This window comes from Kitasatospora sp. NPDC057692, from assembly GCF_042799475.1.
Classification (GTDB): Bacteria; Actinomycetota; Actinomycetes; order Streptomycetales; family Streptomycetaceae; genus Kitasatospora.
In genome coordinates, this window is record NZ_JBHVIV010000008.1 from 61,331 (window position 1) to 85,037 (window position 23,707).

At 73.3% G+C, this 23,707-nt stretch carries 19 protein-coding genes and 2 pseudogenes; 9 read left to right on the plus strand and 12 right to left on the minus strand.

Going from position 1 to position 23,707, the window contains the following annotated elements; translation table 11 throughout:
- Positions 1-9 precede the first annotated feature (9 nt).
- The 4 genes from ACFVFS_RS07185 to ACFVFS_RS07200 form a co-directional block, all read right to left on the minus strand.
- On the minus strand, positions 10-843 hold the full coding sequence (locus tag ACFVFS_RS07185; RefSeq protein ID WP_380621074.1) for a carbohydrate ABC transporter permease: 834 nt from the start codon (positions 841-843) through the stop codon (positions 10-12).
- Complete coding sequence (locus tag ACFVFS_RS07190; protein WP_380621076.1) at positions 840-1,766, minus strand: carbohydrate ABC transporter permease; 927 nt, start codon at positions 1,764-1,766, stop codon at positions 840-842. The genes ACFVFS_RS07185 and ACFVFS_RS07190 overlap by 4 nt, the downstream gene beginning before the upstream one ends.
- Positions 1,763-3,034 carry an ABC transporter substrate-binding protein gene (locus ACFVFS_RS07195; protein WP_380621078.1) on the minus strand — a complete coding sequence of 424 codons (1,272 nt, stop codon included), beginning with the start codon at positions 3,032-3,034 and terminating at the stop codon, positions 1,763-1,765. The genes ACFVFS_RS07190 and ACFVFS_RS07195 overlap by 4 nt, the downstream gene beginning before the upstream one ends.
- Before the next feature lie 178 nt (positions 3,035-3,212).
- Positions 3,213-3,617 carry a hypothetical protein gene (locus tag ACFVFS_RS07200; RefSeq protein ID WP_380621080.1) on the minus strand — a complete coding sequence of 135 codons (405 nt, stop codon included), beginning with the start codon at positions 3,615-3,617 and terminating at the stop codon, positions 3,213-3,215.
- Between the two features lie 139 nt (positions 3,618-3,756).
- Here ACFVFS_RS07200 and ACFVFS_RS07205 point away from each other — a divergent pair, with 139 nt between their 5' ends.
- Positions 3,757-6,954, plus strand: a complete 3,198-nt coding sequence (locus tag ACFVFS_RS07205; protein WP_380621082.1) for an AMP-binding protein — start codon at positions 3,757-3,759, stop codon at positions 6,952-6,954.
- Between the two features lie 98 nt (positions 6,955-7,052).
- Positions 7,053-7,475, plus strand: a complete 423-nt coding sequence (locus tag ACFVFS_RS07210) for a DUF4259 domain-containing protein (RefSeq protein ID WP_380621084.1) — start codon at positions 7,053-7,055, stop codon at positions 7,473-7,475.
- 32 nt (positions 7,476-7,507) lie between these two features.
- Here the strand turns inward: ACFVFS_RS07210 and ACFVFS_RS07215 are convergent, their stop codons facing one another.
- Positions 7,508-9,094, minus strand: coding sequence for an FG-GAP-like repeat-containing protein (locus ACFVFS_RS07215; RefSeq protein WP_380621086.1), 1,587 nt, complete (start codon positions 9,092-9,094; stop codon positions 7,508-7,510).
- A 109-nt stretch (positions 9,095-9,203) separates the two neighbouring features.
- Positions 9,204-11,201, minus strand: coding sequence for an FG-GAP-like repeat-containing protein (locus ACFVFS_RS07220; protein WP_380621088.1), 1,998 nt, complete (start codon positions 11,199-11,201; stop codon positions 9,204-9,206).
- Between the two features lie 994 nt (positions 11,202-12,195).
- Here ACFVFS_RS07220 and ACFVFS_RS07225 point away from each other — a divergent pair.
- The 3 genes from ACFVFS_RS07225 (at position 12,196) to ACFVFS_RS07235 (ending at position 16,765) form a co-directional block, all read left to right on the plus strand.
- On the plus strand, positions 12,196-15,591 hold the full coding sequence (locus ACFVFS_RS07225; protein WP_380621253.1) for an ALF repeat-containing protein: 3,396 nt from the start codon (positions 12,196-12,198) through the stop codon (positions 15,589-15,591).
- Positions 15,569-15,868 (plus strand): ferrous iron transport protein A, encoded by a 300-nt coding sequence (locus ACFVFS_RS07230; RefSeq protein ID WP_380621090.1) that lies wholly within the window; start codon positions 15,569-15,571, stop codon positions 15,866-15,868. Before ACFVFS_RS07225 ends, ACFVFS_RS07230 begins: the two co-directional genes overlap by 23 nt.
- A 126-nt stretch (positions 15,869-15,994) precedes the next feature.
- Complete coding sequence (locus tag ACFVFS_RS07235) at positions 15,995-16,765, plus strand: hypothetical protein (protein ID WP_380621092.1); 771 nt, start codon at positions 15,995-15,997, stop codon at positions 16,763-16,765.
- A gap of 26 nt (positions 16,766-16,791) precedes the next feature.
- Here the strand turns inward: ACFVFS_RS07235 and ACFVFS_RS07240 are convergent, their stop codons facing one another.
- The gene (locus ACFVFS_RS07240) at positions 16,792-17,157 is read right to left on the minus strand and encodes a hypothetical protein (protein WP_380621094.1); all 366 of its coding nucleotides are present in this window, start codon (positions 17,155-17,157) and stop codon (positions 16,792-16,794) included.
- A gap of 514 nt (positions 17,158-17,671) precedes the next feature.
- A complete protein-coding gene (locus tag ACFVFS_RS07245) occupies positions 17,672-18,292 on the minus strand; it encodes a TetR/AcrR family transcriptional regulator (protein WP_380621096.1) in 621 nt (206 codons plus the stop codon).
- Positions 18,293-18,374: 82 nt separating this feature from the next.
- Here ACFVFS_RS07245 and ACFVFS_RS07250 point away from each other — a divergent pair, with 82 nt between their 5' ends.
- From ACFVFS_RS07250 to ACFVFS_RS07260, 3 genes and pseudogenes are all read left to right on the plus strand, one after another.
- Positions 18,375-19,199: a dienelactone hydrolase family protein gene (locus ACFVFS_RS07250; protein ID WP_380621098.1), complete on the plus strand. Its 825-nt coding sequence runs from the start codon at positions 18,375-18,377 to the stop codon at positions 19,197-19,199.
- Between the two features lie 105 nt (positions 19,200-19,304).
- Complete coding sequence (locus ACFVFS_RS07255; RefSeq protein ID WP_380621100.1) at positions 19,305-19,598, plus strand: DUF1330 domain-containing protein; 294 nt, start codon at positions 19,305-19,307, stop codon at positions 19,596-19,598.
- Between the two features lie 178 nt (positions 19,599-19,776).
- Positions 19,777-19,872, plus strand: a pseudogene (locus tag ACFVFS_RS07260) (undecaprenyl diphosphate synthase family protein); the annotation flags it as partial.
- A 65-nt stretch (positions 19,873-19,937) separates the two neighbouring features.
- Here ACFVFS_RS07260 and ACFVFS_RS07265 read toward each other — a convergent pair.
- The 3 genes and pseudogenes from ACFVFS_RS07265 to ACFVFS_RS07275 form a co-directional block, all read right to left on the minus strand.
- On the minus strand, positions 19,938-20,528 hold the full coding sequence (locus ACFVFS_RS07265; protein WP_380621102.1) for a GNAT family N-acetyltransferase: 591 nt from the start codon (positions 20,526-20,528) through the stop codon (positions 19,938-19,940).
- Positions 20,500-20,694 (minus strand): annotated as a pseudogene (locus tag ACFVFS_RS07270) (lasso peptide biosynthesis B2 protein); the annotation flags it as partial. The gene ACFVFS_RS07265 and the pseudogene ACFVFS_RS07270, both read right to left, overlap by 29 nt.
- A gap of 1 nt (position 20,695) precedes the next feature.
- Entirely contained in the window at positions 20,696-21,451 is a 756-nt protein-coding gene (locus ACFVFS_RS07275) for an ATP-binding protein (protein WP_380621255.1), read from the minus strand.
- A gap of 174 nt (positions 21,452-21,625) precedes the next feature.
- On the opposite strand from ACFVFS_RS07275, the gene ACFVFS_RS07280 reads away from it, so the two are divergent.
- Entirely contained in the window at positions 21,626-22,969 is a 1,344-nt protein-coding gene (locus tag ACFVFS_RS07280) for a tetratricopeptide repeat protein (RefSeq protein ID WP_380621104.1), read from the plus strand.
- A 1-nt stretch (position 22,970) separates the two neighbouring features.
- On the opposite strand, the gene ACFVFS_RS07285 is transcribed toward ACFVFS_RS07280, so the two are convergent.
- Entirely contained in the window at positions 22,971-23,618 is a 648-nt protein-coding gene (locus tag ACFVFS_RS07285; protein ID WP_380621105.1) for a TetR/AcrR family transcriptional regulator, read from the minus strand.
- Between the last annotated feature and the right edge of the window lie 89 nt (positions 23,619-23,707).

A 23,707-nucleotide genomic window follows, 5' to 3' on the forward strand; every position in this document is an offset into this window, starting at 1 on the left:
CGGTCCGCGTCATCCCTTCACTGCGCCGGCGGTCAGGCCGGCCACGATGCGGCGTTGGAAGAACAGCACGAACAGCACGATCGGCACCGTGATCACCACGGCCGCGGCGGCGATCGAGCCGGTCGGCTGCTGGAACTGGGAGCTGCCGGTGAAGAAGGCGATCGCGGCGGGCACGGTGCGCGCGGCGTCCGTGGAGGTCAGCGAGATCGCGAAGAGGAAGTCGTTCCAGCAGAAGATGAAGACCAGGATGGCGGTGGTGAACACGCCCGGCGCTGCCAGCGGGGCGATCACCAGCCGGAACGCCTGGGCGGGCGTGGCGCCGTCCACCTTGGCGGCCTTCTCCAGCTCCCACGGGATCTCCCGGAAGAACGCCGAGAGGGTGTAGATCGCCAGCGGCAGCGAGAAGGTCATGTAGGGGATGATCAGCCCCGCCCAGGTGTCGAAGATCCCCAGCGCCCGCTCGATCTCGAACAGCGGCGAGACCAGCGAGATCGGCGGGAACATCGCGATCAGCAGCGACATCCCGATCAGCAGCCGCTTGCCGGGGAAGCGCAGCCGGGCCACCGCGTACGCCGCCATGGTGGCGAGCAGCACCGCGATCGTGGTGGCGATCACCGCGATGCCGATCGAGTTGACCAGGGCCCGGGTGAACTCCGAGGTGCGGAAGATGCCGCGGTAGTTCTCCAGCGTCCAGCTGCGCGGCACGAAGTTGCCGTCGGTGAGGGTGGCCGGGTCCTTGAAGGACAGCGCGGCGATCCACCAGACCGGGACCAGCGCGTACAGCACCACCACCAGGTTGACCACGCCCCAGCCCGCTCCGGTCCGGGCCTGCCGGGCGGTCACCGGTGCTCCGCCGAACCGCCGGGCGCCGCTGCGCCGAAGACCTTGACGAAGACCAGCGCGATCGCCGCCACGCAGAGGAACACCAGCACCGAGATCGCCGAGCCGATGCCCAGGTTGAGCGCGGTGAAGAGGTTGTCGTAGCCGAGGATCGACACCGAACCGGTGTCGTTGGCGCCGCCGGTCAGCACGTAGATGTTGTCGAAGATCCGGAAGGCGTCCAGGGTCCGGAACAGCAGCGCCACCAGGATGGCCGGCTTCATCAGCGGCAGGATCACCAGCCGCAGGCGCTGTCCGAAGCCGGCGCCGTCGACCATCGCGGCCCGCACCGTCTCGGCGGGTACCAGCGCCAGGCCCGCCAGCAGGAGCAGGGCCATGAACGGGGTGGTCTTCCAGACCTCGGCCAGCACGATCAGGCCGATCGCCGGCCAGTGCTCGGTGAGCGGCGCGCTGTCCTCCGGCAGCAGCGCCGCCAGGTACCCGGTGGCGGGCGTCCAGGCGTACTGCCAGGAGTAGGCGGCCACCACGGTGACGATGCCGTACGGCACGAGCACCGCCGTGCGGACCAGGCCCCGCCCGACCACCGCCCGGTGCATCACCAGCGCCAGCGCCAGGCCCAGCACCAGCTCGGCCGCCACCGAGACGACGGTGATCAGCACCGTCACCCAGAGCGCCTGCCACCAGTACGGGGAGGACAGCACGGCGCCGTAGTTGGCGAAGCCGACGAACGCGGAGCGGTCCGGGAAGCGCAGGTCGTAGCGCTGGAAGGAGAGATACACGGCGTAGCCGACCGGATAGGCCGTCACCAGGAGCATCACCAGCACGGCGGGGGCGCACAGCAGCCAGCCGAGCCGGCGCTCCTGCCGGGAGCCCTCGGAGGGCCGGGCGGCCCGCGCCGCCGGGGGCCTCGTTCCGGTCGCGGTCATGGGATCAACCCCTTCGAGCCGAGCGCGTCCCTGATCTGTCCGGACAGGTCGGCCACGGTGCGCTCCGGGTCCACGGCCGAGGGTGGGGAGAGGGCGTGCGCGACGGCGATCGAGACGTTCTGGTAGGCGGGCGTCTGCGGCCGCACCGAGGCCGAGTCGAGGGCCCGCAGCACGTCCGCCGCGAACGGGTAGTTCGTGGTGAGCTCGGCGGCGGTGTACAGGCTGCGCAGCGACGGCGGCAGGCCGCCCTTGAGCGCGTTGGCCAGCTGGTTGTCGCGGTTGCGCAGGCACAGGACGGCCTCCTGGGCGGCGTCCGGGTGCCGGGAGTAGGCGCCGACGGCGAGGTCGATGCCGCCGATGGTCACCGTCGCGGGCCGGCCGGGGACGACCGAGGGGTAGGGCGCCCAGCGGAAGTGGGGGAACAGCTCGGGCTTGTTCTCCTTCATCGACGGATAGACGAAGGGGTAGTTGAGCTCGAAGGCGGCGGTGCCGGACTCCATCGCCAGCCGGTTCTGGTCCTCCGTCTGGTTGGACAGCGAGGGGTCGGCGGCGGGGGAGGTGGCGAGCTCCCGGATCACCCGCGCGGCGGTGACGGCCGGCTCGCCGAGCGAGGGCGCCGTCGCGTCGGGGGTGAGGATCGAGCCGCCCGCGCTGGTGACCAGGGTGTTGAACCAGACCGTCAGGCCCTCGTACTGGGCGCCCTGCACCTCGATGAAGTGCGGCTTGTCCTGCTCGGCGAGCCGCCGCGCGGCCTGCAGCATCTCGTCCCAGGTGGCGGGCGCGTCGGGCACCAGGTCGTCGCGGTACCAGAGCAGCTGGGTGTTGGAGTTGTACGGGACGGCGTACAGCCGGTCCTTCCAGGTGGCGGTCCGCAGCGCGGCGGCGAGGGTGTCCTTGCTCGCCCGCTCGCGCAGCGGACCGGTCCACTCGCGCACCCAGCCGGCCTCGGCGAACTCGGGCGTCCAGGTGACGTCCAGGCCCATGATGTCCACGCCGGTGTCGTGCGCGGCCAGCCGGCGCACCAGCTGCTGGCGCTGGCCGTCGGAGGTGCGGGGCAGCTTGTTGTAGCGGATGGACCAGCGCCCGCCGGAGTCGCGGCCGCAGGTGTCGGCGGCCTGCTGGAGCGCGCCCGAGTCGTCGGGGAAGTTGTACCAGTCGAGGACGACCGGCCCGCCGCCCCCGGAGCCCCCGCCGCTCCCGCACGCGGCCAGCGTCCACGCGAGCAGGAGCACCAGGGCGAGGGCGACCCGGTGGTTCGGCCTCGGCATCGCTGCTCCCTCCGGTGGACCGGCCCGCGGCTGGCCCACGCTAGGCCGGGCGGCCGCCGGCCGCGGCGACCCACCGGTGCGACACCCGCGGGACCGCCCGGGCGGGCTACGGACCCGGTCGGGGCGGGTCCGGCCATTCCCGCCGCACGCTGATCCGACGCGAACGGTCGGACCCGCCCTAGTTTCGCTTGGCGTAGATCGCGAGGGTGCCGAGCGGTTGGGCGGTGGTCAGGGTGACGTGGTCCGTGCCGGGGCCGCCGTCGAGGATGGTGAGGCAGTTCGGGGTGCCGAGCAGGGTCCGGGCCTCGATCCGGGTGATGGTGTAGCCGGGGTAGCTCGCCTGGTACTTCCCCCCGCCGTCGACCCGGACCTGCATCAGCATGTCGCCGGGCTGCCGGGTGCCGGCCTCGTTGCAGGCGGCCGGCAGCGGTGCGGCGGCCGGTGCGGGCGCGGCGGGGGCGGGGAGGGCGGCGGGGACCGCGGCGGCGGGGGCGGGAGCGGCCGAGGCCGCTGGGGCGAGGAGGAGGCAGGCCAGGGCGGCCGTGGCGGCCAGGCAGGCGCTTCGCGCGCGTGGGGTTGTCATGCGGCGACCGTCCGACGGGCCCCGCCCGCCCGCAAGCCGGGCCGGGCCGCCGGTGCTCCGAATGCCTCGCCGGGTGCCCCGGGACCGGCGACCGCGGGCCCCACCCCGGCGCCGGGTGGCGGGGGGACCGGTTCCGGTTGTGGTGGGACGGCTCTGGCGGGCGACCGCGCCGAGCCGCTACGGTCTGGACCAGCACCCGCCCTGGCCTCTTCCGGGAGTCGTCATCAGCACCCGATCCACCGTCAGCGCCGTTCCCGCCCCCGCCGGTTCGCCGCCCGACGCGCTCACCCTGACCGACCTGCTCGACGACCGCGCCCGGCGGCACCCCGACCGGCCCGCGCTGCTCGTACCCGGCCGCCCCGCGCTCGACTACCGGACGTGGCGCGAACGGGCCGTCAGCGCCGCCCACGGGCTCGCCCGGGCCGGCGTCCGCCCGGGGGAGCGGGTGCTGCTGCTCTTCCCCAACCGGGCCTGGGACGACTACGCGGTGGCCTTCCTGGCCGCGCACTACGCGGGCGCGGCGGGCGTCGTCGCCCGCGAGGACCTCGGTGCCGAGGACACCGCGCGGCTGGCGGGCGACAGCGGGGCCGTCCTCGCCGTCGCCCCCGCGGCCGAGGACGAGCGCGCCTCCGTCGCCGGCCTGCGCACCCTGCGGCTCGCCGACCTGGAGGCGGACGGTGCCGGCGACGGGCAGCCGCCGCACCGCCCCGCCCCCGGCGACCTCGCCCAGGTCATCGGCACCTCCGGGACCACCGGCGCGCCCAAGGGCGTGCACGCCGCCCACGCCAGCCTGACCGCCGGCCAGCGGCTCGACCCGCGCCCGCGCCCCTACGCCCACTCCGCGCACGCGGTGCACGCCTTCCCGATCGGCACCAACGCCGCCCAGGTCGTCCTGGTCAACGCGCTGGTCGCCGCGCCCGCCACGATCTGCCTGCCCCGCTTCGACGCCGAGGAGTTCGGCCGGACCGTCGCCGAGTACCGCGTCGGCACCGTCTTCCTGGTGCCGTCGATGGCCGTCGAACTGCTCAACTCGGGCGTCGCCGACCGGCACGACCTCGGCAGCGTCCTGCTCATCAGCTCCTCCGCCGCCGCGCTGCCCGCCCCCGTGGCCGGCGCCCTGCGCGAGGCCCTGCCGACCGCGGCCCTGGTCAACACCTACACCTCCGCCGAGGCGTCCCCCGCCCAGATATCCGCCGTCGTCGACGCCCGCCGCCCCGGCTCGGTCGGCCGCCCCGCCAACCCCGGCGACCTGCGGCTGCTCGGCGAGGACGGCCGCCCCGTCGAGCCGGGCGCCGTCGGCGAGGTCTGGCTGCGCCAGCCCGGCCCGCCGCGCGGCTACACCGCCGGCGCCGACGCCTCGGCAGCCGTCTTCCGGGACGGCTGGGTGCGGATGGGCGACCTCGGCCGCCTCGACGCCGACGGCTACCTGTACCTGGTCGACCGGGAGAGCGACGTCATTAAGTCCGGCGCCCTCAAGGTCTCCACCCTGCGCATCGAGGACGTCCTGCACGCCCACCCGCGGGTCGCCGACGCCGCCGCGCTCGGCCTGCCGCACCCCGTCATGGGCGCCGTGCCGGTGGCCGCCGTCGTGCCCGCCGCCGACGGCCTCGACCTCGACGAACTGCGGCTCTTCCTCGCCGAACGGCTCGGCCGCGCCGAACTGCCGGTCCGCATCCTGGTCACCGACAAGCTGCCCCGCAACCCCAGCGGCAAGGTCGTCAAGCACCACCTGCGCGCCCGCTTCGAGGAACCGGCCCCGGCGGCCGTCGGCACCCCGCCCGCCACCGAGCACGAACGCGCCCTCGCCGCCGTCTGGCGCCGGATCCTCGGCCGGCCCGTCGAGGCCGTGGAGGAGGAGTTCTTCGCCCTCGGCGGCGACTCCTTCCGCGCCGTCCAGCTCGCCGCCGCCGTCTCCGCCGAGTTCGGCGTCACCGCCGGCACCGCCCTCGTCTTCGAACGCCCCTCGCTGCGCGCCCAGGCCGCCTGGCTCGCCGCCGCCCCGAGGAACGCCGACGCCCCGCCCCCGGTCGACGACGCCGAGCTCTCCCCGTTCCTGCGCGAGCTGCGCGCCCAGCCGCACGACATCCCGCTCACCTCCCAGCAGGAGAACTTCCTGCGCTGGATGGCCGAGGCCGAGGGCCGCAACGTCGGCTCCGTCGCCGTCATGTTCCGCGTCACCGAGGCGCTGCGCCCCGACCTGCTGACCGAGGCGCTGTACGAGGCGGTGCGCCGCCACCCGGCACTGCGCACCCGGTTCGTGCCGGTGCCCGGCGCCGCACCGGGCGTGCGGCGCGCCGTGGTCGACGCCGAGCCGGAGGTCGAGGCCATCCTGGTCGAGGCCCCGGGCGAGAGCGACGACGAGGTGTCGGCCCGGCTGATCGCCGTCCGGGACCGGCTCACCGACGTCGGCGAGGGCCCGATGACCGGCCTGGCGGTGGTCAGCCGCGCCCCCGACGACCACGCCGTCCTGCTCGCCGTCCACCACATCGTCGGCGACGGCTGGTCGGTCGGTGTGCTGCTGCGCGACCTCGGCGTCATCTACTCGGCGCTGCGCCGCGGCCGCCCCGCACCCCCGCCGCGCCCGATGCCGACGCTCGGCGAGCTGGTCACCCGCGCCAACGCCCACTGGCCGGTCTCCCGCGCCCACTTCGCCCGCACCCTCGCCGGTGCGCCGGAGGCCGTGCACCCGTTCCCCGGCCGCGCCGACACCGAGACGGTGCTCAGCGCCGCCCACCGCATCGCGGTCCCCGCCGGCCGGGCCACCGCCCTGCGCGAGCGGGCCGCCGAGGCCGGGGCCACCCCGTTCCAGGCCCTCGCCACCGTGTGGCTCGGGCTGCTGGCGGAGCGCAGCGGGCAGGACGACCTCGTCCTGATGACCCCCGTCCCCGGCCGCACCTCGCCCGAGGCCGAGCAGGCCGTCGGCTGCTTCGTGCAGTCCCTGCTGCTGCGGGTCGACGCCTCCGGCGCCCCCGGCTTCGCCGAACTCCTCGCCCGCCTCCGCGACACCGCCACCGCGGCCCTGGACCACCAGCTGTACCCCTTCGCGGAGTTCAGCCCGATGGTGCCGTTCGCCGCCTGGCTCCGCTACGAGAGCTGGAACGCCCCCGCGCAGCTCCCGGGCCTCGCCTGCACGGCCTGGGAGGTGCCGCGCAGCGCCACCGTCCCCTACCCGCTCCCCGGCGGCGACCGCCACGTCCCCGAGCTCGCGGCCACCGAACAGCCCGACGGCTCGCTGGTCTGCTGGCTCCGCTACAACGAGCACGCCTTCGGCCCGGCCGCCGTCGAGTCGCTGGCGGCCGCCCTGGAGGCCCGGATCGCGGAGGCCGCCGGCGGCTGACGGGCTGACGGGCTGACGGGCTGACCGGTCGGTCGGCGGTGGCCGATTGTCAGTGGTCGATGCGAGGCTTCCCGTGAACCAATCAGAAGGAGAGCACCATGGGTACCTGGGACATCGGCCACTTCGACAACGACAACGCCGCGGACTTCTCCGGTGCGTTGGACGAGACGGCCCCGGCCGAGCGTGAGGCCGTGATCCGCCGTGTCCTGACCGACGTGGTCGACACGGCGGCCGACGACTACCTCGACTCCTACGAGGCGACCAAGGCCGTGGCCGCGGCCGCCCTGATCGCCGCCCAGTGCCCCGGCGGGGAGCCGGTCACCACCAGCTACGGCCCCGAGCAGCCCCTCCCGGTCTTCTCCGCCGACCTCCGGCCCCTCGCCGCCGAGGCCCTCGACCGCGTCCTCGCGGACGAGTCCGAACTCGCCGAGCTCTGGGACGAGTCGGAGGACGCCGCCGCCTGGCGCAGCACGGTGGCGGACCTGCGCGCCGTCCTCGTCCCGGGCCCGGCGGCGGTGTAGCCGGGCTTCGCCGGGCCGACCCTCGGAGCACCCTAGGCGCCGCCGGCGATCTGCCCGAGGTTGGCCCAGCCGGCGCCGCTGTCGCCCCCGCGGTAGGCGTAGCCGGTGACGGCGCCGCCGGTGTCCGTCCGGAGGTAGTCGGCATGGGCGTCGCCGTCGAAGTCCGCGAACGCGACCTGCTCCTGCCGGTCGGTGACGCCGGTGGCGACCTGGCCGACGGGGAGCCAGCCGCCGTGGCCGTCGCCGCCGCGGTTGAGCCAGGTGTGTACGGAGCCGTCGGCGTTGATCAGGAGGTAGTCGGCCTTGCCGTCGCCGTCGAGGTCGGCGAGGCGGACGCGGTTGCGGTCGGTGGTGACGCCGGTGGCGACCTGGCCGATGCCGTACCAGCCGGTCGCGCCGGCGGGGTCTCCGCCGCGGTTGAGCCAGACCTTGACGGCGCCGTTGTCCTCGATGACCAGGTAGTCGGCGCGGCCGTCGCCGTCGAAGTCGGCGAAGCGGACCTGGTCCTGGCGGTTGGTGACGCCGGTGGCGACGCGGCCGACGGGCTCCCAGGGTGCGACCTGGTCGCCGCCGTGGTTGAGCCAGGCGTTCACGGAGCCGTCGGCGTTGACGACGATGTAGTCGGCCTTGCCGTCGCCGTTGAAGTCGGCGAGGCGGACGCGGTTGCGGTCGGTGGTGACGCCGGTGGCGACCTGGCCGATGCCCTGCCAGCCGGTCGCGCCGGCGGGGTCTCCGCCGCGGTTGAGCCAGACCTTGACGGCGCCGCCGTCCTCGACCGTCAGGTAGTCGGGCCTGCCGTCACCGTCGAAGTCGGCCCATCGCACGCGTCCGCTGCCGCCGACCTCGTTGCCGGCCCGGGGAGCCGCGGGCCGGGAGACCCAGCCGTCGGCGACGGCCCGGTCCAGGGCCTGGTGGAAGACCTCGGCCATCTTGCGGTAGCCGCTGTCGTTGGGGTGCAGCCGGTCAGGGAGGTCGGCCGAGGCGTCCAGGTTCGCGGGCTCCACGTACCGGAGGTGCCGGACCACGGAACCGTCGGCCGGGATCCGGCTCTGGAGCGCGGTGAACTCGTGGTTGAACAGGGCGGTCTTCTGCTCCAGGCCGGGGGTGGCGGTCAGCAGGCCCTGCACGATGACGGTCACGCCCGGCTTGTCGGCGAAGATGCGGTCGACCAGCTCGGACAGCCGCCCGGCGGCCTGCACCGGGTCGGCGTTCGGGTCCCACTTCAGATCGTTGATCCCGAGGTGCAGGAGGACGACGTCGGGATCGGCGGCGGCGAGCCAGCGGTCGATGTCCGCGCGGATCTGAGCGATCCGGAAGCCGCTGTGCCCTTCGTGGTCGGGGTCGCCGGCGGCGCCGGAAGAGGAGGTGCCGACCAGGTCGACGGTGTAGGGGGACTGCTGGGCGGTCAGGTCCCACAGGGGTGCGCGGTAGCCCGCGCCGGTGGAACTGCCCGCGCCGTCGGTGATCGAGTCGCCGAGCGGCATGACCTTGACCGGGCGCGGCGTCGGCGTCGGTGCCGAGGCCGAGGCCGGGAGCGGGGCCGACGCCGCCGCGGGGACCGCGCCGGAGGTCATGACGGCGGCGAGAGCGGCCAGGGCGATCAGGGAGGTGCGCTTCATGGGTGTCCAGTCCTGAGGAGGAAAGCGGAGCCGGGGACGGGGGAGGGGGAGCGACCCGGGCCCGGGCGGCAGCCGTGCGCGGCGGTCGCCCGGGCCCGGATCGCCCGGTTCAGGCGCCGGAGGCGATCCGGCCGAGGAAGTCCCAGCCGCCGTGGCCGTCTCCGCCCTTGTTGGCGTACGCGCTGGTGCTGCCGTCGCCCGGGTTCCAGAGGTAGTCGGCACGGCCGTCACCGGTGAAGTCCGTCAGGAAGACGGAGTTGTTGTCCGTCGTCAGACCGGCGGCGACGCGGCCGACGGATTCCCAGGGGGTGACCTGGTCGCCGCCGTGGTTGAGCCAGACGTTCACCGAGCCGTCGTAGGAGACGACGATGTAGTCGGCCTTGCCGTCGCCGTTGAAGTCGGCGAGGCGGACGCGGGAGCGGTCGGTGGTGACGCCGGTGGCGACCTGGCCGATGCCCTGCCAGCCGGTCGCGCCGGCGGGGTCTCCGCCGCGGTTGAGCCAGACCTTGACGGCGCCGTTGTCCTCGATGACCAGGTAGTCGGCGCGGCCGTCGCCGTCGAAGTCGGCGAAGCGGACCTGGTCCTGGCGGTTGGTGACGCCGGTGGCGACGCGGCCGACGGGCTCCCAGGGGGTGACCTGGTCGCCGCCGTGGTTGAGCCAGACGTCCACGGAGCCGTCGGCGTTGACGACGATGTAGTCGGCCTTGCCGTCGCCGTTGAAGTCGGCGAGGCGGACGCGGGAGCGGTCGGTGGTGACGCCGGTGGCGACCTGGCCGATGCCCTGCCAGCCGGTCGCGCCGGCGGGGTCTCCGCCGCGGTTGAGCCAGACCTTGACGGCGCCGCCGTCCTCGACCGTCAGGTAGTCGGGCCTGCCGTCACCGTCGAAGTCCGTGAAGCGCAGTCGGCCGGTGCCGGCCTCGTTGACGGCGGCGGAACGCCGGTCCCGCAGGGCCGTGACCCACGGACCGAGGTCGTCCACCCGCGTCTCGTAGGCGCCGGTGCGGGTCTCGGCGGCGGGGGTGCCGAGGCAGCCGCCCTGCCAGGAGCGGGAGATGACGCCGGTGAGGACGGGCTTGGCGTTCTCGGTGCGCCAGACCGGCCCGCCCGCGTCGCCCTTGCAGATCAGGCCCGGCGCGGTGGGGGTGAGATCGAGACCGCCGGTCGCGGCGGGGCCCGCCGTCACGGCGGAGGTGTGGAGCCTGCCGGGGGTCCAGGCGGTGGCGGTGCGGCCGAAGCCGGCCGTGGTCAGTGTGCTGCCCTCGGCGGGCGCCGCGGTGGAGAGCGCGACGGGTGCGATGTCGAAGACCGGGATGTCCAGCCGGGCCATGACCAGGTCGCGGTCCTGATGGGGGACCAGTTCGGTGATCGTGGTCTGCTGTCCGCCGGTGGCGGCGAGGTCGGCACGGCCCACGGTGGCGGTGGTGGTCTGCCGGGGCGCGCCGGCGGTGACCGTGCCGGGGTTCGCGGGGTCGTCGGCGAAGCAGGACTTCGCGGTGAGGACCCAGCGCGGGTCGACCAGCGCACCCGTGCAGGTGCGGCCCTGGTCGCCGACGGCGAGGTGGGCGGTGAACGCGGTGGCGGGGTCGGCGGGCTGTCCCGTCGCGGGGGCGGCGCTGGAGCCGGTGACCCGGAGTTCGAGGAGCGTGGACAGCCCCGAGGCCGGGGACGCCTCGCCGAACCCCTTGGCGGTGTTCCGGGGGACGTCGATGCTCTGGGCCTGGCCGTTGGTGGACAGGCTGGCCTTCACGTCGCGGTCCACGGTCTGCACCCGGTAGGCATCGGGGATGTTCACCGCGAGGTAGCCCGAGGCGCCGGTCGCGGCGAAGCAGAGCCAGTTGTCGTGCAAGGTGACCGTACGGGCCCACACCTTGATCTGGTAGGGGTTCGCGCAGTCCGTCACCGTGATGCGTCCGTCGCCGCGGACCACGGTGGCGCCGGTCTCCGCCAGGATCTGCGCGGCGCCGGGATAGGCGCCGTCCTCGGCGGCGCTCGGCGCCCCGGTGTTCGCGGCGCCCGCCGCCACCGCGGCGGTGGGGAAGCCCTGCAGAACGGCGACGGTCGTGCCGACCGCGGCCAGCAGACCCATGAGTTGTCGTCGGTGGAACATGTGTCAGGAATCCCCTGTTTCCGTCGGTGGATGTCATCGAGGTCATGGCGGCGGCCGTGCAGGACCGAACAGGCCGCATTCTGCCGGGTCGAGCCGAGGAAACGGCTGACGGCATGCCGAAGGGTGAATTGTGCTGAACGCACCGCGCTCCAAGGAATGCCGGAGAAATGCCGGCGGAGCGCGGTGGAATCACCGCTGCAAGAGCGGGTTCACCCCCCCTGGGGCGTGAATCTGAGAAAGCGTGGCCCCGGGTGCTCAGGCCGAATGATGCGGGGATCCGGACGCCCGCGCGCTCCGGCCGGTGCGACGGCCCTGCGCTGCGGCACCGACGGATTCGTCGGCCGTCCGGCCTGCTGTGGTCCGGCGTATCGCGGCAGACCTCATGAGCACCTCCAGCATGCTGCTCCCCCTTGCCGCTCTGCTGTGCGGGCCGACACCGGTGCCGGTGCGCGCCCCGGCTGATCATTTCAGCGCTGTCGGTCCGGCACAAGGAGGGAAATGGATCGTTTGCTCGACAAGTGGGCGACTTGTCCGGTGAATTCCCGATCGGCCGGCCATGTCAGTGAATGGACTGCTTGGTTCGTTATACATGGATTCCCACCTGCGCCAAGAATTCGGGCCATTGGTCCGCAGACTGGCGGACCATCCGTTTTGGGTCGGGTTTCGCCCGCCAAAACCGGTCACCGGGTGTGCCGGATGCGCCAGTCCGCCGTCGGCGGTCCGAAATCGGTGGAGGATTGTCATCGGAAATTCGGGCGTCGGCGGACTATGCTCTGACGGCTCGCGTACGAGCGGCGGCCCGGCCCGGAACCCCGAGAAGGATCCGTCCGCGGAGAAGTGATTCCCGCCGGACGGTTGTCGGCGGATGTCCGCGGGCCCGAAGCGAAATGAATCGAATGCGATGGGGGGACCAGTGGGTTCGGAACGGAGACATCCACAACGTCGGGGCCGTCGGGCCCGATGCGCCCTGTACCGGGGACTGCTGCCGCTGGTGATGCTCGGTCCACTGGTCGCGGCCGTGCCCAGCACGGCGGACGAGCTGCCGGCGCCGCCGCTGTCGGACCGGGGGAAGGTCGTGGCGGCCTGGTGGGCCGGCGGCCCCGCCGTGCGGGCCGTGGCAGAGGAGGCCCTGACCGGTGACGACGCCCGGATCCAGGCCTTCCTGAGCACCGATCGCGCGGTCGCCGCGGGCAAGGACGCGCGGCAGACGGCGCTGCAGCTCGTCGCGGTCGGGGGCCGCGGTCTGCGCCAGGCGGCGGAGCGCGCGCTCGCGGGCACGCCGCAGGAGCTGGACGCCTTCGTGGCGACGGGCTGGAAGACGCCCCTGGAGCAGGACCTCCGGGTGCTGGCCGCCAAGTCCGTGGAAGCCGGCGGGCGGGGGGTCCAGGGCGCCGGCAACGCCGCCCTGAACGGGACCATCGACGACGTACGGCGGTTCCTGACGAAGGACCAGTTCGTCCAGCGGGACGCGGACGACCGCGTACGCGTCGCGCAGCTGGAGGCGGTCGGCGGTCCGGCCACCCGGCAGGCCGCGTCGCTCGCCCTCAACGGCTCCATCGAGGACGTCCGGGAGTTCCTGTCCGTCGGCCAGTTCATCGCCCGGGCCCGGGACGAGGAGCACGCCGGCATCGAGCAGCTCGCGAAGCAGGCCAAGGAGGCCGGCGCGCAGGCGTCCCGCGAGACCGAGGCGGCCAAGGACGCCTCCGAGCGCGCGGTTTCGGCCGCCCGGCTGGCGAAGGAGGCGGCCGAGACCGCCGCCGCCGAGACCGCCGCGGCCCAGGGTGACTCGATCAGGGCCGCCGCCGCGGCGGCCCGCGCGGCCGACGCGAGCCGCCGGGCGGCCGACGCCGCGAAGGCCGCGATCTCCGCCTCCCGGGCGGCGAACAACGCCGCCCGCCTCGCGGCGAACGCCGCCTCCCAGGCCGCGAACGCCGCCTCCGGAGCCGCGCGGGCGGCGACCGACGCCCGCAACGCGGCCGCGCTCGCCGCCACCGACGTCCACCAGGGCGAGGCCGCCCGCAAGGCGGCCGAGGCCGCCCGGACCGCGGCGAAGCTGGCCTGCGACGTCGCGGACGCCGCGGCCCAGGCGGGCACGGCCGCCGCGGCCGCCGGCCAGGCGGCCAAGGCCGCCCAGAGCGCGAGCAGCAACATGGAGGCGGCGGCCGCCGCGGCCGAGCAGGCGGGTTCGCTCGCCGGCCAGTCCTCCGCGTCGTCGGCGGAGGCCAAGCAGGCCGCCGACACCGCCCGTCGCAACGCCCGCGAGGCGACCCGCTCCGCGAACGCCGCCTCGGCGCTCGCCAACGAGTCGGCCACCGCCGCCACCCAGGCCCACGACGCGGCCTACGCGGCGGCCGGCCACGCGAACAACGCCGCGACCGCCGCCGACAACGCGGCCGCCCACGCCGGCGAGGCCGCCCAGGCCGCGCAGCAGTCCACGGCCCACGCCGCCGCCGCCCAGCAGGCCGCCGACGCCTCCTCGGCGGCGGTCGCCCAGGCGAAGACCGTGGAGGCCCTGGCCCGCCGCAGCGAGCAGGAGGAGGTCACCGCCCGCACCACCGCGGCCGTCGAACAGGCCCGGGACCTGCGCGCCACCGACGACCTCGCCAAGGCCGGCACCGCCCGGGCCGCCGACGAGGCCGGGAAGCTCGCGACGGAGGCCACCCGCCTCGCCGCCGAAGCGTCGCAGCCCGGCACCGACACCGCCGTGGTGGTCGCCGACGGCCGCCGGATGGCCCTCACCGCGATGAAGATCCGGGGCCCCTGGAGCCGTGACGCCGCCCAGACCGCACTCGCCGGCTCCCCGCAGGACGTGATCGACTACGTCCGCACCGGCTGGCAGGCCTCCGCCGCCCGGGACGAACGGGCCCACCTGTTCCACCTCGCCTACGACACGCGGGTCACGGCGCTGCGGACGGCCGCGCTGGACGCCCTGAAGGGCGACAGCGCCGGTGTCCACGCGTTCCTGGAGACCGGGAAGGACCAGGCGGCCGCGGCCGACTACCGGGTCCAGATCGCGAGGATCGCCGAAGCGGGCGGCCGCGGCGTCAAGGACGCGGCGAACACCGCCCTCAACGCGGGCACGGTCGGTGCTCTGGTCACCTTCCTGACCACCACCCAGTACACGGCGCAGGAGGCCGACGACCGCGTTCGCGCCGCCCAGCTCGCCGAGGCCGGAGGCCCCGAGGTCAAGCTCGCCTCCGAGGTGGCGCTCGCCGGACCGGCCGCCGACCTGCGCGCCTTCGTCCGGGTCGGCCAGTACCGGGCACAGCGCCGCGACGACCTGACCACCGCCCACGTCGCCCAGATCCAGAACCTGATCGCCGGAGCCGACCGGGTGGCCGCCCTCGCCCAGCAGAACGCCGCACTCGCGGGCCGGACCGCGGCGCTCGCCCGGCAGGCCGCCGCCGAGGCCGCCAACTACGCCGACCAGGCGCAGAGGTCCGCCGACGCCGCCGAGGGGTTCGCGAAGCAGGCGGCCGGCTCCGCCAAGGCGGCCGACGACTCGGCAGCCCGCGCGGCGCAGTCGGCCCGCACCGCCCGCCAGGCGAGCGCCGACGCCAACCGCGCCGCCACCCGGGCGGTCGTCTCCGCCACGCGCGCGCAGCTCTCCGCGAACGCCGCCCAGGGCTCGGCCTCGGAGGCCCGGACGGCCTCGGAGCAGGCGAAGGCCTCCGCCCTCGCCGCCGGGCAGAACTCCGCCGCCGCGGACGTCGCCGCCAAGGACGCCTTCGCCGCGACCGTGGCCAAGCAGGCGGCGAAGGAAGCCCAGTGGCAGAAGATCGTCGAGCAGTGGCGCAAGGACAACGCCGCCCAGGACCAGGGCTCCGACGACTCCTGGCTGCCCGACTGGCTGGAGGACCCGCTGCGGACCGCGGCCAACTACACCGTGTCCGTGGTGACCAACCCCGACGTCTGGATCGGCGCCGGTGAGACCGCGCTCGGCATCGTCATGGTGCAGGCCGGCGCCGCCGGTGACTTCGCCGGCGGTGCGGTGTGCCTCACCGGCGTGGGCTGCCTCGCGGGGGCGCCCGCCATCGCGTTGAGCACCACCGCCGTGGTGGGCGGCGCCTACACGGCGACCGACGGCGTGCGCCGTTTCGGAGAGGGCATGGAGACGGCCCTCAGCGACGCCAGCGCGTCCACCGGCCGGACCTCGGCCGGCAGCGGCAACGAGCAGCGGGCGATGGACCTGGTGAAGGAGTACCCCCAGTACGGCAACCAGCTCCCGACCGTCATGAAGGACCCGCGCTGGCCCGCCGAGGACGGCTGGGTGAAGATGGAGCAGACCGTCGACGGCGTGGAGGTCCACTACGTGTACAACAGGCGGACCTTCGAGGCCCAGGACTACAAGTTCAAGGACCGTTTTGATGAGCCACTCGATCCTTCCTGAAGGCACCCGGGTCAGGGTGGTCCAGGACCCGGAGTGGGACGGCCCGTGGCAGGGGGAGTTCGACGGGACGGTCCAGTACGTCCCGAGCCCCCCGGAACCGGTGCGCCATGCGTCGGCCCGCCCCGGCGAACTGGCCTACTGGGTCCGGTTCGACGAGCCGCAGCGTGACGCGGACGGCGACGGCCCGTACGACAAGGCGCACCTCTGGGACCGCTACCTGAGGCCGCTCGCCGGGCGGTTGCCCGACGACCGGGCGACGGGCTCCGGGCCGGCCTAGGCTCCGACCGCGTTGCCGGGCACACCACAGGAACCGCCGAACCCCGCCCGCCCGTCCTGTCCACGGGGGCCACCGCAGACTCGACGTCCCCCGTCAACTCTTCCCCGCCGAGGTCCGAGGAGATCCATGGCCGACACCGTCAACTCACTGGCCGCCCGCCTTCACGAGGTGCTGGTGGAGTTCCTGACCAAGGGGCCCGCCGCGGTCGGCACCAGGGGCTTCCACGACCTCGTCGCGCGCGCCACGGCGCTCGGCCCCGAAGGCATGTGGCTCGCGGCCGCGGGCCGGGCGAGCCTCGGCGGGCTGGCGTGTGCGCAGGGGGACGCGGAGCTGACCCTGCTCCACCTGGAGGCCGCGGTGTCGGGCGGCTACAACGACTGCGTGGCGCTCCATCTGCCGCTCATGCGCCCGCTGCACCGGGATCCCCGGTTCCAGGCCCTGTACCGGCGGATCCGCGTCACCCAGGCCGACCTCGACGAGTTCCTCTGGCTGCACCGGGAGATCCACATCGCGATCAGGGACGCCCAGCAGGCGACCGTCGACAACATAGGCCGCTACGACAGCGGGGTGTCCCTGCTCCCGCAGGCCCCCATGCCGACCCGCGAACCGAACACCCTCGGCGTCCTGATCACCCGCATCGAACTCGCGGCCACCCAGACCGCACTCCAGCAGGCGGCCATCAAGGCGGAGTTCCAGCGCAGCGCCGGCAACACCAGCCTCAGCCTGATCGACGACACCTGGGACTACGGCCACGCCAGGCGCGACGCCTGGCACGCAGACGTCCTGGACACCCAGCGGCAGCGGGCCGCCGAGGCCCGGGCCTTCGTCGAACGGCCCGGCGCCGACACCACGCTCGCCCCCTGCCCGCCGCTGGGCTCGATCGCCTACCCGGGCTGATCCGCCGCCGGGTGAGGGCCCGGTCCTCAGATCGCGGTCAGACAGTCCTCGTCGAGGCCGTCGAGGACGAACCCGTTCTCGAAGCGCACCCGGTACCGGGGCCGGGCGCCGGCTCCGGTGTCGAACGCACCCTGCCGGATGATCTGCTGACGGAGGCCGTCGACCACGTGGGCCGTGAAGCCCGTGAACTGGCTGCCGCGGACCTGCTGGTCGAACTCCGCGAGTGCTGCCTGGGTCGCACCTCCGCCTCCGTTCGCGACGCCCGTGACGATGCCGACCAGGCCCTCGGCCAGGAACAGCGCGCCCGGGGAACCGGCCCCGGCGGCCGAGCCGCCCGCGGTGACCTGAACTTCCCGGGTCAACCTCACGTTCGCGCCGGCGCTGTACGGCATGGCGGTCCCCCTCTTCGTTCGATCTTGGCCTTGACGAGCGTAACCGAGACGCCCGTCGGGGTCATGGGCTCCCGGCGGGCGGCCGCGCGATCGCTTGACCTCAAGCGGGGTTGATCCCGCAGGCTCGGGGTGTCTGACACACCGACAAGGGGCAGGCACCATGCGCGCCGTACAGGTACACCGCTTCGGAGGGCCGGAGGAACTGGTGGTGGGGGAGGTCCCGGATCCGGCGGCCGGCCCGGGGAGTGGGTCCTGGTGGAGGCCGCGGCCGGTGGGGTGGGCAGCCTCCTCGTCCAACTCGCCCGCGCCGCAGGGGCTAGGGTGATTGGCGCCGTCGGGGCCGCGGCCGGCGCGGGTGGTGGAAGCGGGCTCGGCCTCGTCGCGGGTAAGGCCGAGCCGCAGCTCCAGGGCCGGTGGCGAACGCGGCCGCGCCGGACGTCGTACTCGGCTCGTGGGTCCTGCGTCGGACCGACGATCCGCTCGTTGCCGGAGATGGCGCCTTCGGGCGTCGGCGTCAGGCGCTGAAAACGTCCAGGGACAGGCGCTTGGCGCGGTCCAAATCGTTAACGTCGCCGAAGAGTTGGTAGCGGGTGTTGGCGGCGCGCAGGTAGGCGTCGATGCGGAAGGCGTCGTCGGCCGGGAGGCGGCTGCCGGCGGCGGACAGTTCGGACTCCAGCAGGTGCAGCCACTCGCGGACGAGGTCGCGGACCGCGTCGGCGACGGGGCCTTTGCGACGGCCGTATTCGACCGAGGTCGTGGTGATGAAGCACCCGCCGGGGAAGACGTCGTCGCGCAGGTAGGCGACCCAGTTGTCGAGCAGGGCGCAGAGCCGGGGCCGCCCCGGGGCGGCGGGCCACGACGGCTCGACGACGTGCCGCAGGTACAGGGTGCGGGCCTCGGCGACGGCGGCGATCTGGATGGCTTCCCGGTTGGGGAAGACCGTGAGGATGCCGCTTTTGCTGTGCCCGGTCCGGGCGGCGAGCGCGCCGACGGTGATGGCGTCCAGCCCGTGCACGGTCGCGGACATGGCCGCCTGCCGGGCGACTTCGTGCCGTGTCCGGTCGCCGCGGGCGCGGCGGCCGTCGGCGCGCGGCGCGGGGGAGTCCGCAGCGGAGTCGGGGGTGTCGGGGGCCATGCGCCCATGGTAAGCGATCGATCGGTCGTATAGTGTGCCGCAATAATGACGACCGGTCGATCGCATAGTGGGGGCGCAGATCATGGGTGTCGACGGTGGCGCCGAGCTGGACGGCTTCGTGAAACGCGTGCTCTCGCTGTCCGGGAGCGAGAAGACCGTCCACGTGGCCGGGAGCGGGCCTGCGGTGGTCGTGATGCCTGAAATGCCGGGTATCAGCCCCGACGTCGTGCGCTTCGCCGGGTGGGTGCGCGATGCGGGGTTCACCGTCTACGTGCCCTCGCTCTTCGGTGTCGACGGGGCGTATCCCACCGTCGAGCTCGCCGAGCCGATCCTCAAACGGGCGTGCGTCAGTGAGGAGTTCAGGGCGTTCGCGGGCGGTGGCACGAGTCCGGTGGCGGTGTGGCTGCGCGCGCTGGCCAGGACCGCGCACGACGAGTGCGGCGGACCGGGCGTCGGCGCGGTGGGGATGTGCTTCACCGGCAACTTCGCGCTGAGCATGACGCTGGAACCGGCCGTCATCGCCCCGGTCCTCGGCCAGCCCTCGTTGCCACTGGACGACCCGGCCGCCCTGGAGCTGTCGGCCGAGGACGAGGCCGCCATCCGCGAGCGGTTCGAGCGCGACGGGCTCACCGCGCTCGGCCTGCGCTTCGACACCGACAAATGGTGTACCGGCCAACGCTTCGCCGCCTACGCGCAGCTGCTCGGCGACCGCTTCGACGGCCGCGTCCTTCCCGGCGAGTACGCGAACCCCGAACCACCGCCGTTCTTCCGCGACCTGGTCCGGACTCCCCACAGCGTGCTCACCGCGCACCTCGTCGACGAGGAGGGCCACCCCACCGTGCGAGCCCGCGACGAAGTCCTCGCATTCCTGCGCGCCCGCCTGCTTCCCGACCGCACCACGGCCTGACGGCCGGAGCGGCTTGATCGCGCTACCATGCCGGCCGCAGTCCGCCGACGCTCGTCCAAGGCCAACCCGTACGTCGGATGCACTCGTCCCAACACCGGAGGTTCCATGCCCAAGGGCTACTGGGTCAGCGTCTACCCCGCCATTTCCGACCCTGGGACGCTGACCGCCTACAACAATCTGGCCGGTCCGGCCGTCCGGGCCGGGGGCGGACGCCTGCTGTCCCGGGACGGTCGAGTCGTCGCCCATGAAGCCGGGATCACGCAACGTGTCGTTCTGATCGAGTTCGACAGCTTTGAACAAGCCGTCGCGGCCTACGAGAGCGAGGCGTACCAGAAGGCGCTGGTGGCCCTCCCCGACGGCTTCGAGCGCGACTTCCGCATCGTCGAAGGAATCGACTGACCGCGGGCCGTGGCGGGTCAGGTCCCGGCGGGGGAGTCGGCGGTGACGATGTGGAGCGTGACGGCGGCGAAGAACGGCTCCGACGGTGCGCCTCACCGACCCGCGCTACGCCCTGTACACCTGGCGGCTCCGACGGCGGCTCCAGGGCGGCGAACTGCCCGGGCACATCGGGCTGATCATGGACGGCAACCGCCGCTGGGCGCGCCAACGGGGCATCGGCAACCCGGGCCTCGGCCACCAGTACGGTGCCGAGCACGTGGAGAAGGTACTCGCCTGGCCGCGCCGTACCCGAGGAGTCGAAGAGCGCCGAGGACACGCGCCACGGTGTGTCGCGCGACTCTATTCGGTCATCAGCGGCGTCACGGCCGAAGGCCCGGTGAACTCGGCGGCGAGGGCGTCCATGACCACCTCGTCGCAGATCCGCTCGAGCCAGTACCCGGCCTCCCGCAGCGCTCCGACGGTCCGGAACCCGGCCTGCTCGTAGGCTCGAACGGCCGGGCTGTTGGGCGCCAGCACCTTCAGCCAGACCATCCGAAGATCGGTGATGTGGAACGCGTAGTCCAGCACCAACCGGGTCGCCGCCGTCCCCAGCCCCCGCCCCCGCGCCTCCGGGGCCAGCATCACCACGTACTCGGCCGTGCGAACGGCGGGATCCGGCAGCAGCGTGGCGACGCCGACCGGCACGGCGCCGTCGCCCGCGAACTCGTAGACGGTGAACCGGATGTTGTCGCCGCGGAGTTGCCGTGCCATCCCCTCGGTACGCGCTTCCAAGGATTCGGGCTGTTGCCGCCCGTAACCGACCAGTACGGCAGGATCCTGCTCCCACCGCCAGTACGTCTCGACGAGGTCGGCGCGATACGGCCCGAGACCGCAGGTGTTGTCGCGAATCCAGATGATCGGCTCAGTTCCGGTGCTGATGGCGGGCTCCAATGACGAGGAGGGGTGTGTAGGCGAGCGTCGATGCCGGCTCGCCGACAGGTGCGCCGGCCTCAGTCTGCACCCACGCGTGCAGCCGCACGGGGTCTGCGGCGACGCCGTGGCACCACGTCACACCGAGTCGCTGGGCGGCCAGCAGGAGGACGGCAGCCGCCGACTCTTCAAGACAGGCCGTACGACCCGGTGAACACCACCACGACTTCGCGGTCCTCCGGGTCCGTGTTCTGTTGCTCGCTCATGAGTGCCTCCTTGAGAAACGAGGTGGGATTCCCCGGGGCCGCCCTGCAGCGGTCCGGGTTCGACCGCCCGTGAAGGGGGTCATTCCTGCTCCGGCGCTCGGGGCAGGAAGCTGTGGGGTTGGTGTGAGGTGCCTGGGGCTCGGCGGGAGGTGTTCTCGGCGCCGGGTGTATCCGAGCGCCACGGCGGCGGGAGAGCCGACGGACGGCGGCGCGGAGTGAGCGATGGGGATGGGTCAGCACCTGGCGTCGGGTCAACGGCTGGGCAGGGAGTTCCACCTCTGCCCAGACCCTCTTGCCGTGGCCGGTCCGTTCGACGCCGTGGTTGAGGGCCAGGCGCTGGACCAGGAAAAAGCCACGGCCGGACTCCTCGTCCGGCGTGGCGGAACGAGCAGCCGGAAGGTCGGCCGAGCCGTCGTGAACCTCGATCAGCAGCCGCTTTCGAACCGGGTGGATGTGCAGGCCGACCGTCAGGGTCGTTCCGGTGCCGTGTTGGACCGCATTGGCCACGAGCTCCGAGGTGATCACTGCAAGGGCGTCCTTGGTGCAGTCGTCGAGGTGGACGCGCCAGTCGGCCACCTGGGCCTGGATCCATCGTCTCGATCGAGGAACGGCGATGGGAGTGCGAAGTACGGCGACCGATGAGCTGTGGGTGGGCATGGGGGAAACCCTTCGGTTCATGAGCAAAAGAGGGGTGTGAGCCGCGTCGGACCAGTGTCAGTAGCCGCTTGCGCCGGGAGGCGACCCGGGCTTGCCGGCCTGACGTACAGTCAACATGTGGGCACTGGCTGTGAGTGTGGTTGGCGGCCCGTTGCCGATTGAAACCCTTGAAACCCGACCCGGGAGGCGAGGCGCATGGCGCGTGGGCGGACGGCGAATCAGAAGCTGGCACACTTGCTCATGGAGTGCCGGTGGAAAAGCAACGGCGAGTTCGCCCGGTCGGTCAATCGGGTCGGAACCGAAGCCGGGTTCAGGCTCAGGTACGACGAGTCGGCCGTCTCCCATTGGCTCGCCGGAACCCGTCCCATGGCGAAGTACCGTCAAGTGGTCGTGGAGGTCCTGAGCCGGCGCCTCGGGAGGGTTGTCACCGCATTCGAGGCCGGTTTCGTGGATCAGCCTGATGAGCAGGAGCAATCCGTAGACGTGATGAAAGGGCTACTTGGTCTGGGGAGCGCTGATATGGATCCATCGCGCCGAGGCGTCCTCGCGGCCGGCCTCTACTCGGTCGCGCTGGCCGTTCCCGGGTGGCCGGATGTGGTGGGCCGGTTCGAAAGGCTGAGGGCCGATCCGCACAGCAGGATCGGGATGGGCGAGGTCGAGTCCGTCGTGGCGATGACGGAGCGGATCAGCGAGATTGACGACCAGTTCGGCGGGCGGACCGCACGGCCGATGGCGGCCGCGTTCATGGTCAACAACATCGTCCCGTATCTTCGCGCCACCGCCTCGGATGGAGTGCGCAAGGCGATGCTCTCCGCGGCGGCCGATCATCTCTATCTCACGGGATACATGGCCGTGGACGAGCGCTTGGACGCGCTCGGGCAGCACTACTACACCAAGGCGCTGGAACTTGCGCTCGCAGCGGGAGATCATCTCACCTACTGCACCACGCTGCGGGGCATGAGCGTGCAGGCCGTCGACCTCGGTCACGGTTCGCAGGCGGTGAGGCTCGCGGAAGCCGCGTCGAGCGCGTCTCCGCAGGCTGGGCCACGGATGCGTGCGTTTCTGGCGGGTCAGCAGGCGCATGCCCTCGCCCGGACCGGCGACCGTGCCGGGGCGCTGGCGATGCTGCGTGCGGCCGAAACCGCGATGGAGCAGGCCGAGTCCAGGGCCAAGGCCCACGGCTCGTACGATCCCGCGTCGCTCGCCTATCACGTGGCTCAGGTGAACCACGAACTGGGTGACCGGGAAGGCGCGATCAGGGCGCTGCAGCGTTCGGAGCGGATCAGGCCTGCCGTGTATCGGCGGGCCCGGGTTCGCCATCGGGCGATGCTTGCCGAGTGGCAAGTCGAAGTCGGCCGGCTCGAAGAGGGCGTCCGGAACTGGCACTTGGCCCTGGATGACTACTCGCAGGTGCGGTCGGGGCGGGCGGATGACCGGTTCAGGGCGATGATCGCTGCGACCGGGCCGCACGGCCGGAATATGCGGGTGCGTGAACTGCTGGAGCGGGCCCGGCCGATGGGGCCGGGGCGGGTGGGCTGAATCAGCGGAGCAGGGCGGTGAGTTCGGCGTCGAAGAGGACCTCGGGGTCGAACCGCATGCCGGTGAAGTGGCCGGCGAGTTCGAGGGACAGGACGCCGTGGAGGCGGGTCCAGAAGGTCAGGAAGAGGGCGAGGGCCTCGGGTGGGGCGGGGTGGTCGGCGGCCCAGGTGCGGTGGTCGGCGAGGTGGGTGCCGAGGGGGGAGGCGGGGGCGGCAGGGGGGAGGGCGGCGGTGCAGGCGTCCAGGAGGGTGGTGGCGATCTCCTGGGAGATGGCGGTGGTGTCCTCGGGGGCCGCGTAGCCCGGGACCGGGGTGCCGTAGACCAGGAGGTAGCGCTGGGGGTCGGCGAGGGCCCAGCCGCGCAGGGTGCGGGCGAGGGCGGCCAGGTCGGCGCCCTCGGCGGCGGCTGCGGCGAGGGTGTCGGCGAGGCTGCGGTAGGCCTCGCGGACGAGTTCGGTGATCAGCTCGTCGCGGCTGGCGAAGTAGCGGTAGAGGGCCGGGCCGCTCATGCCCATCTGCTTGGCGATCGCGTTGAGCGAGAGTGCGGAGGCGCCGGCGGTGGCGATCTGCTCCCAGGCGCGTTCCATGACCTCGGCGCGGACCTGGGTGCGGTAGCGCTCGCGGGGGGTGGTGGAGTCTGCCTTGGCCATGGTTAGAAGGTATCACGGACGCTATTGACTGTTGGAGCGATGAGGAGTTAGAACTTGTAACGGAAGTGATGGGCACTAGGGAAGGAAAT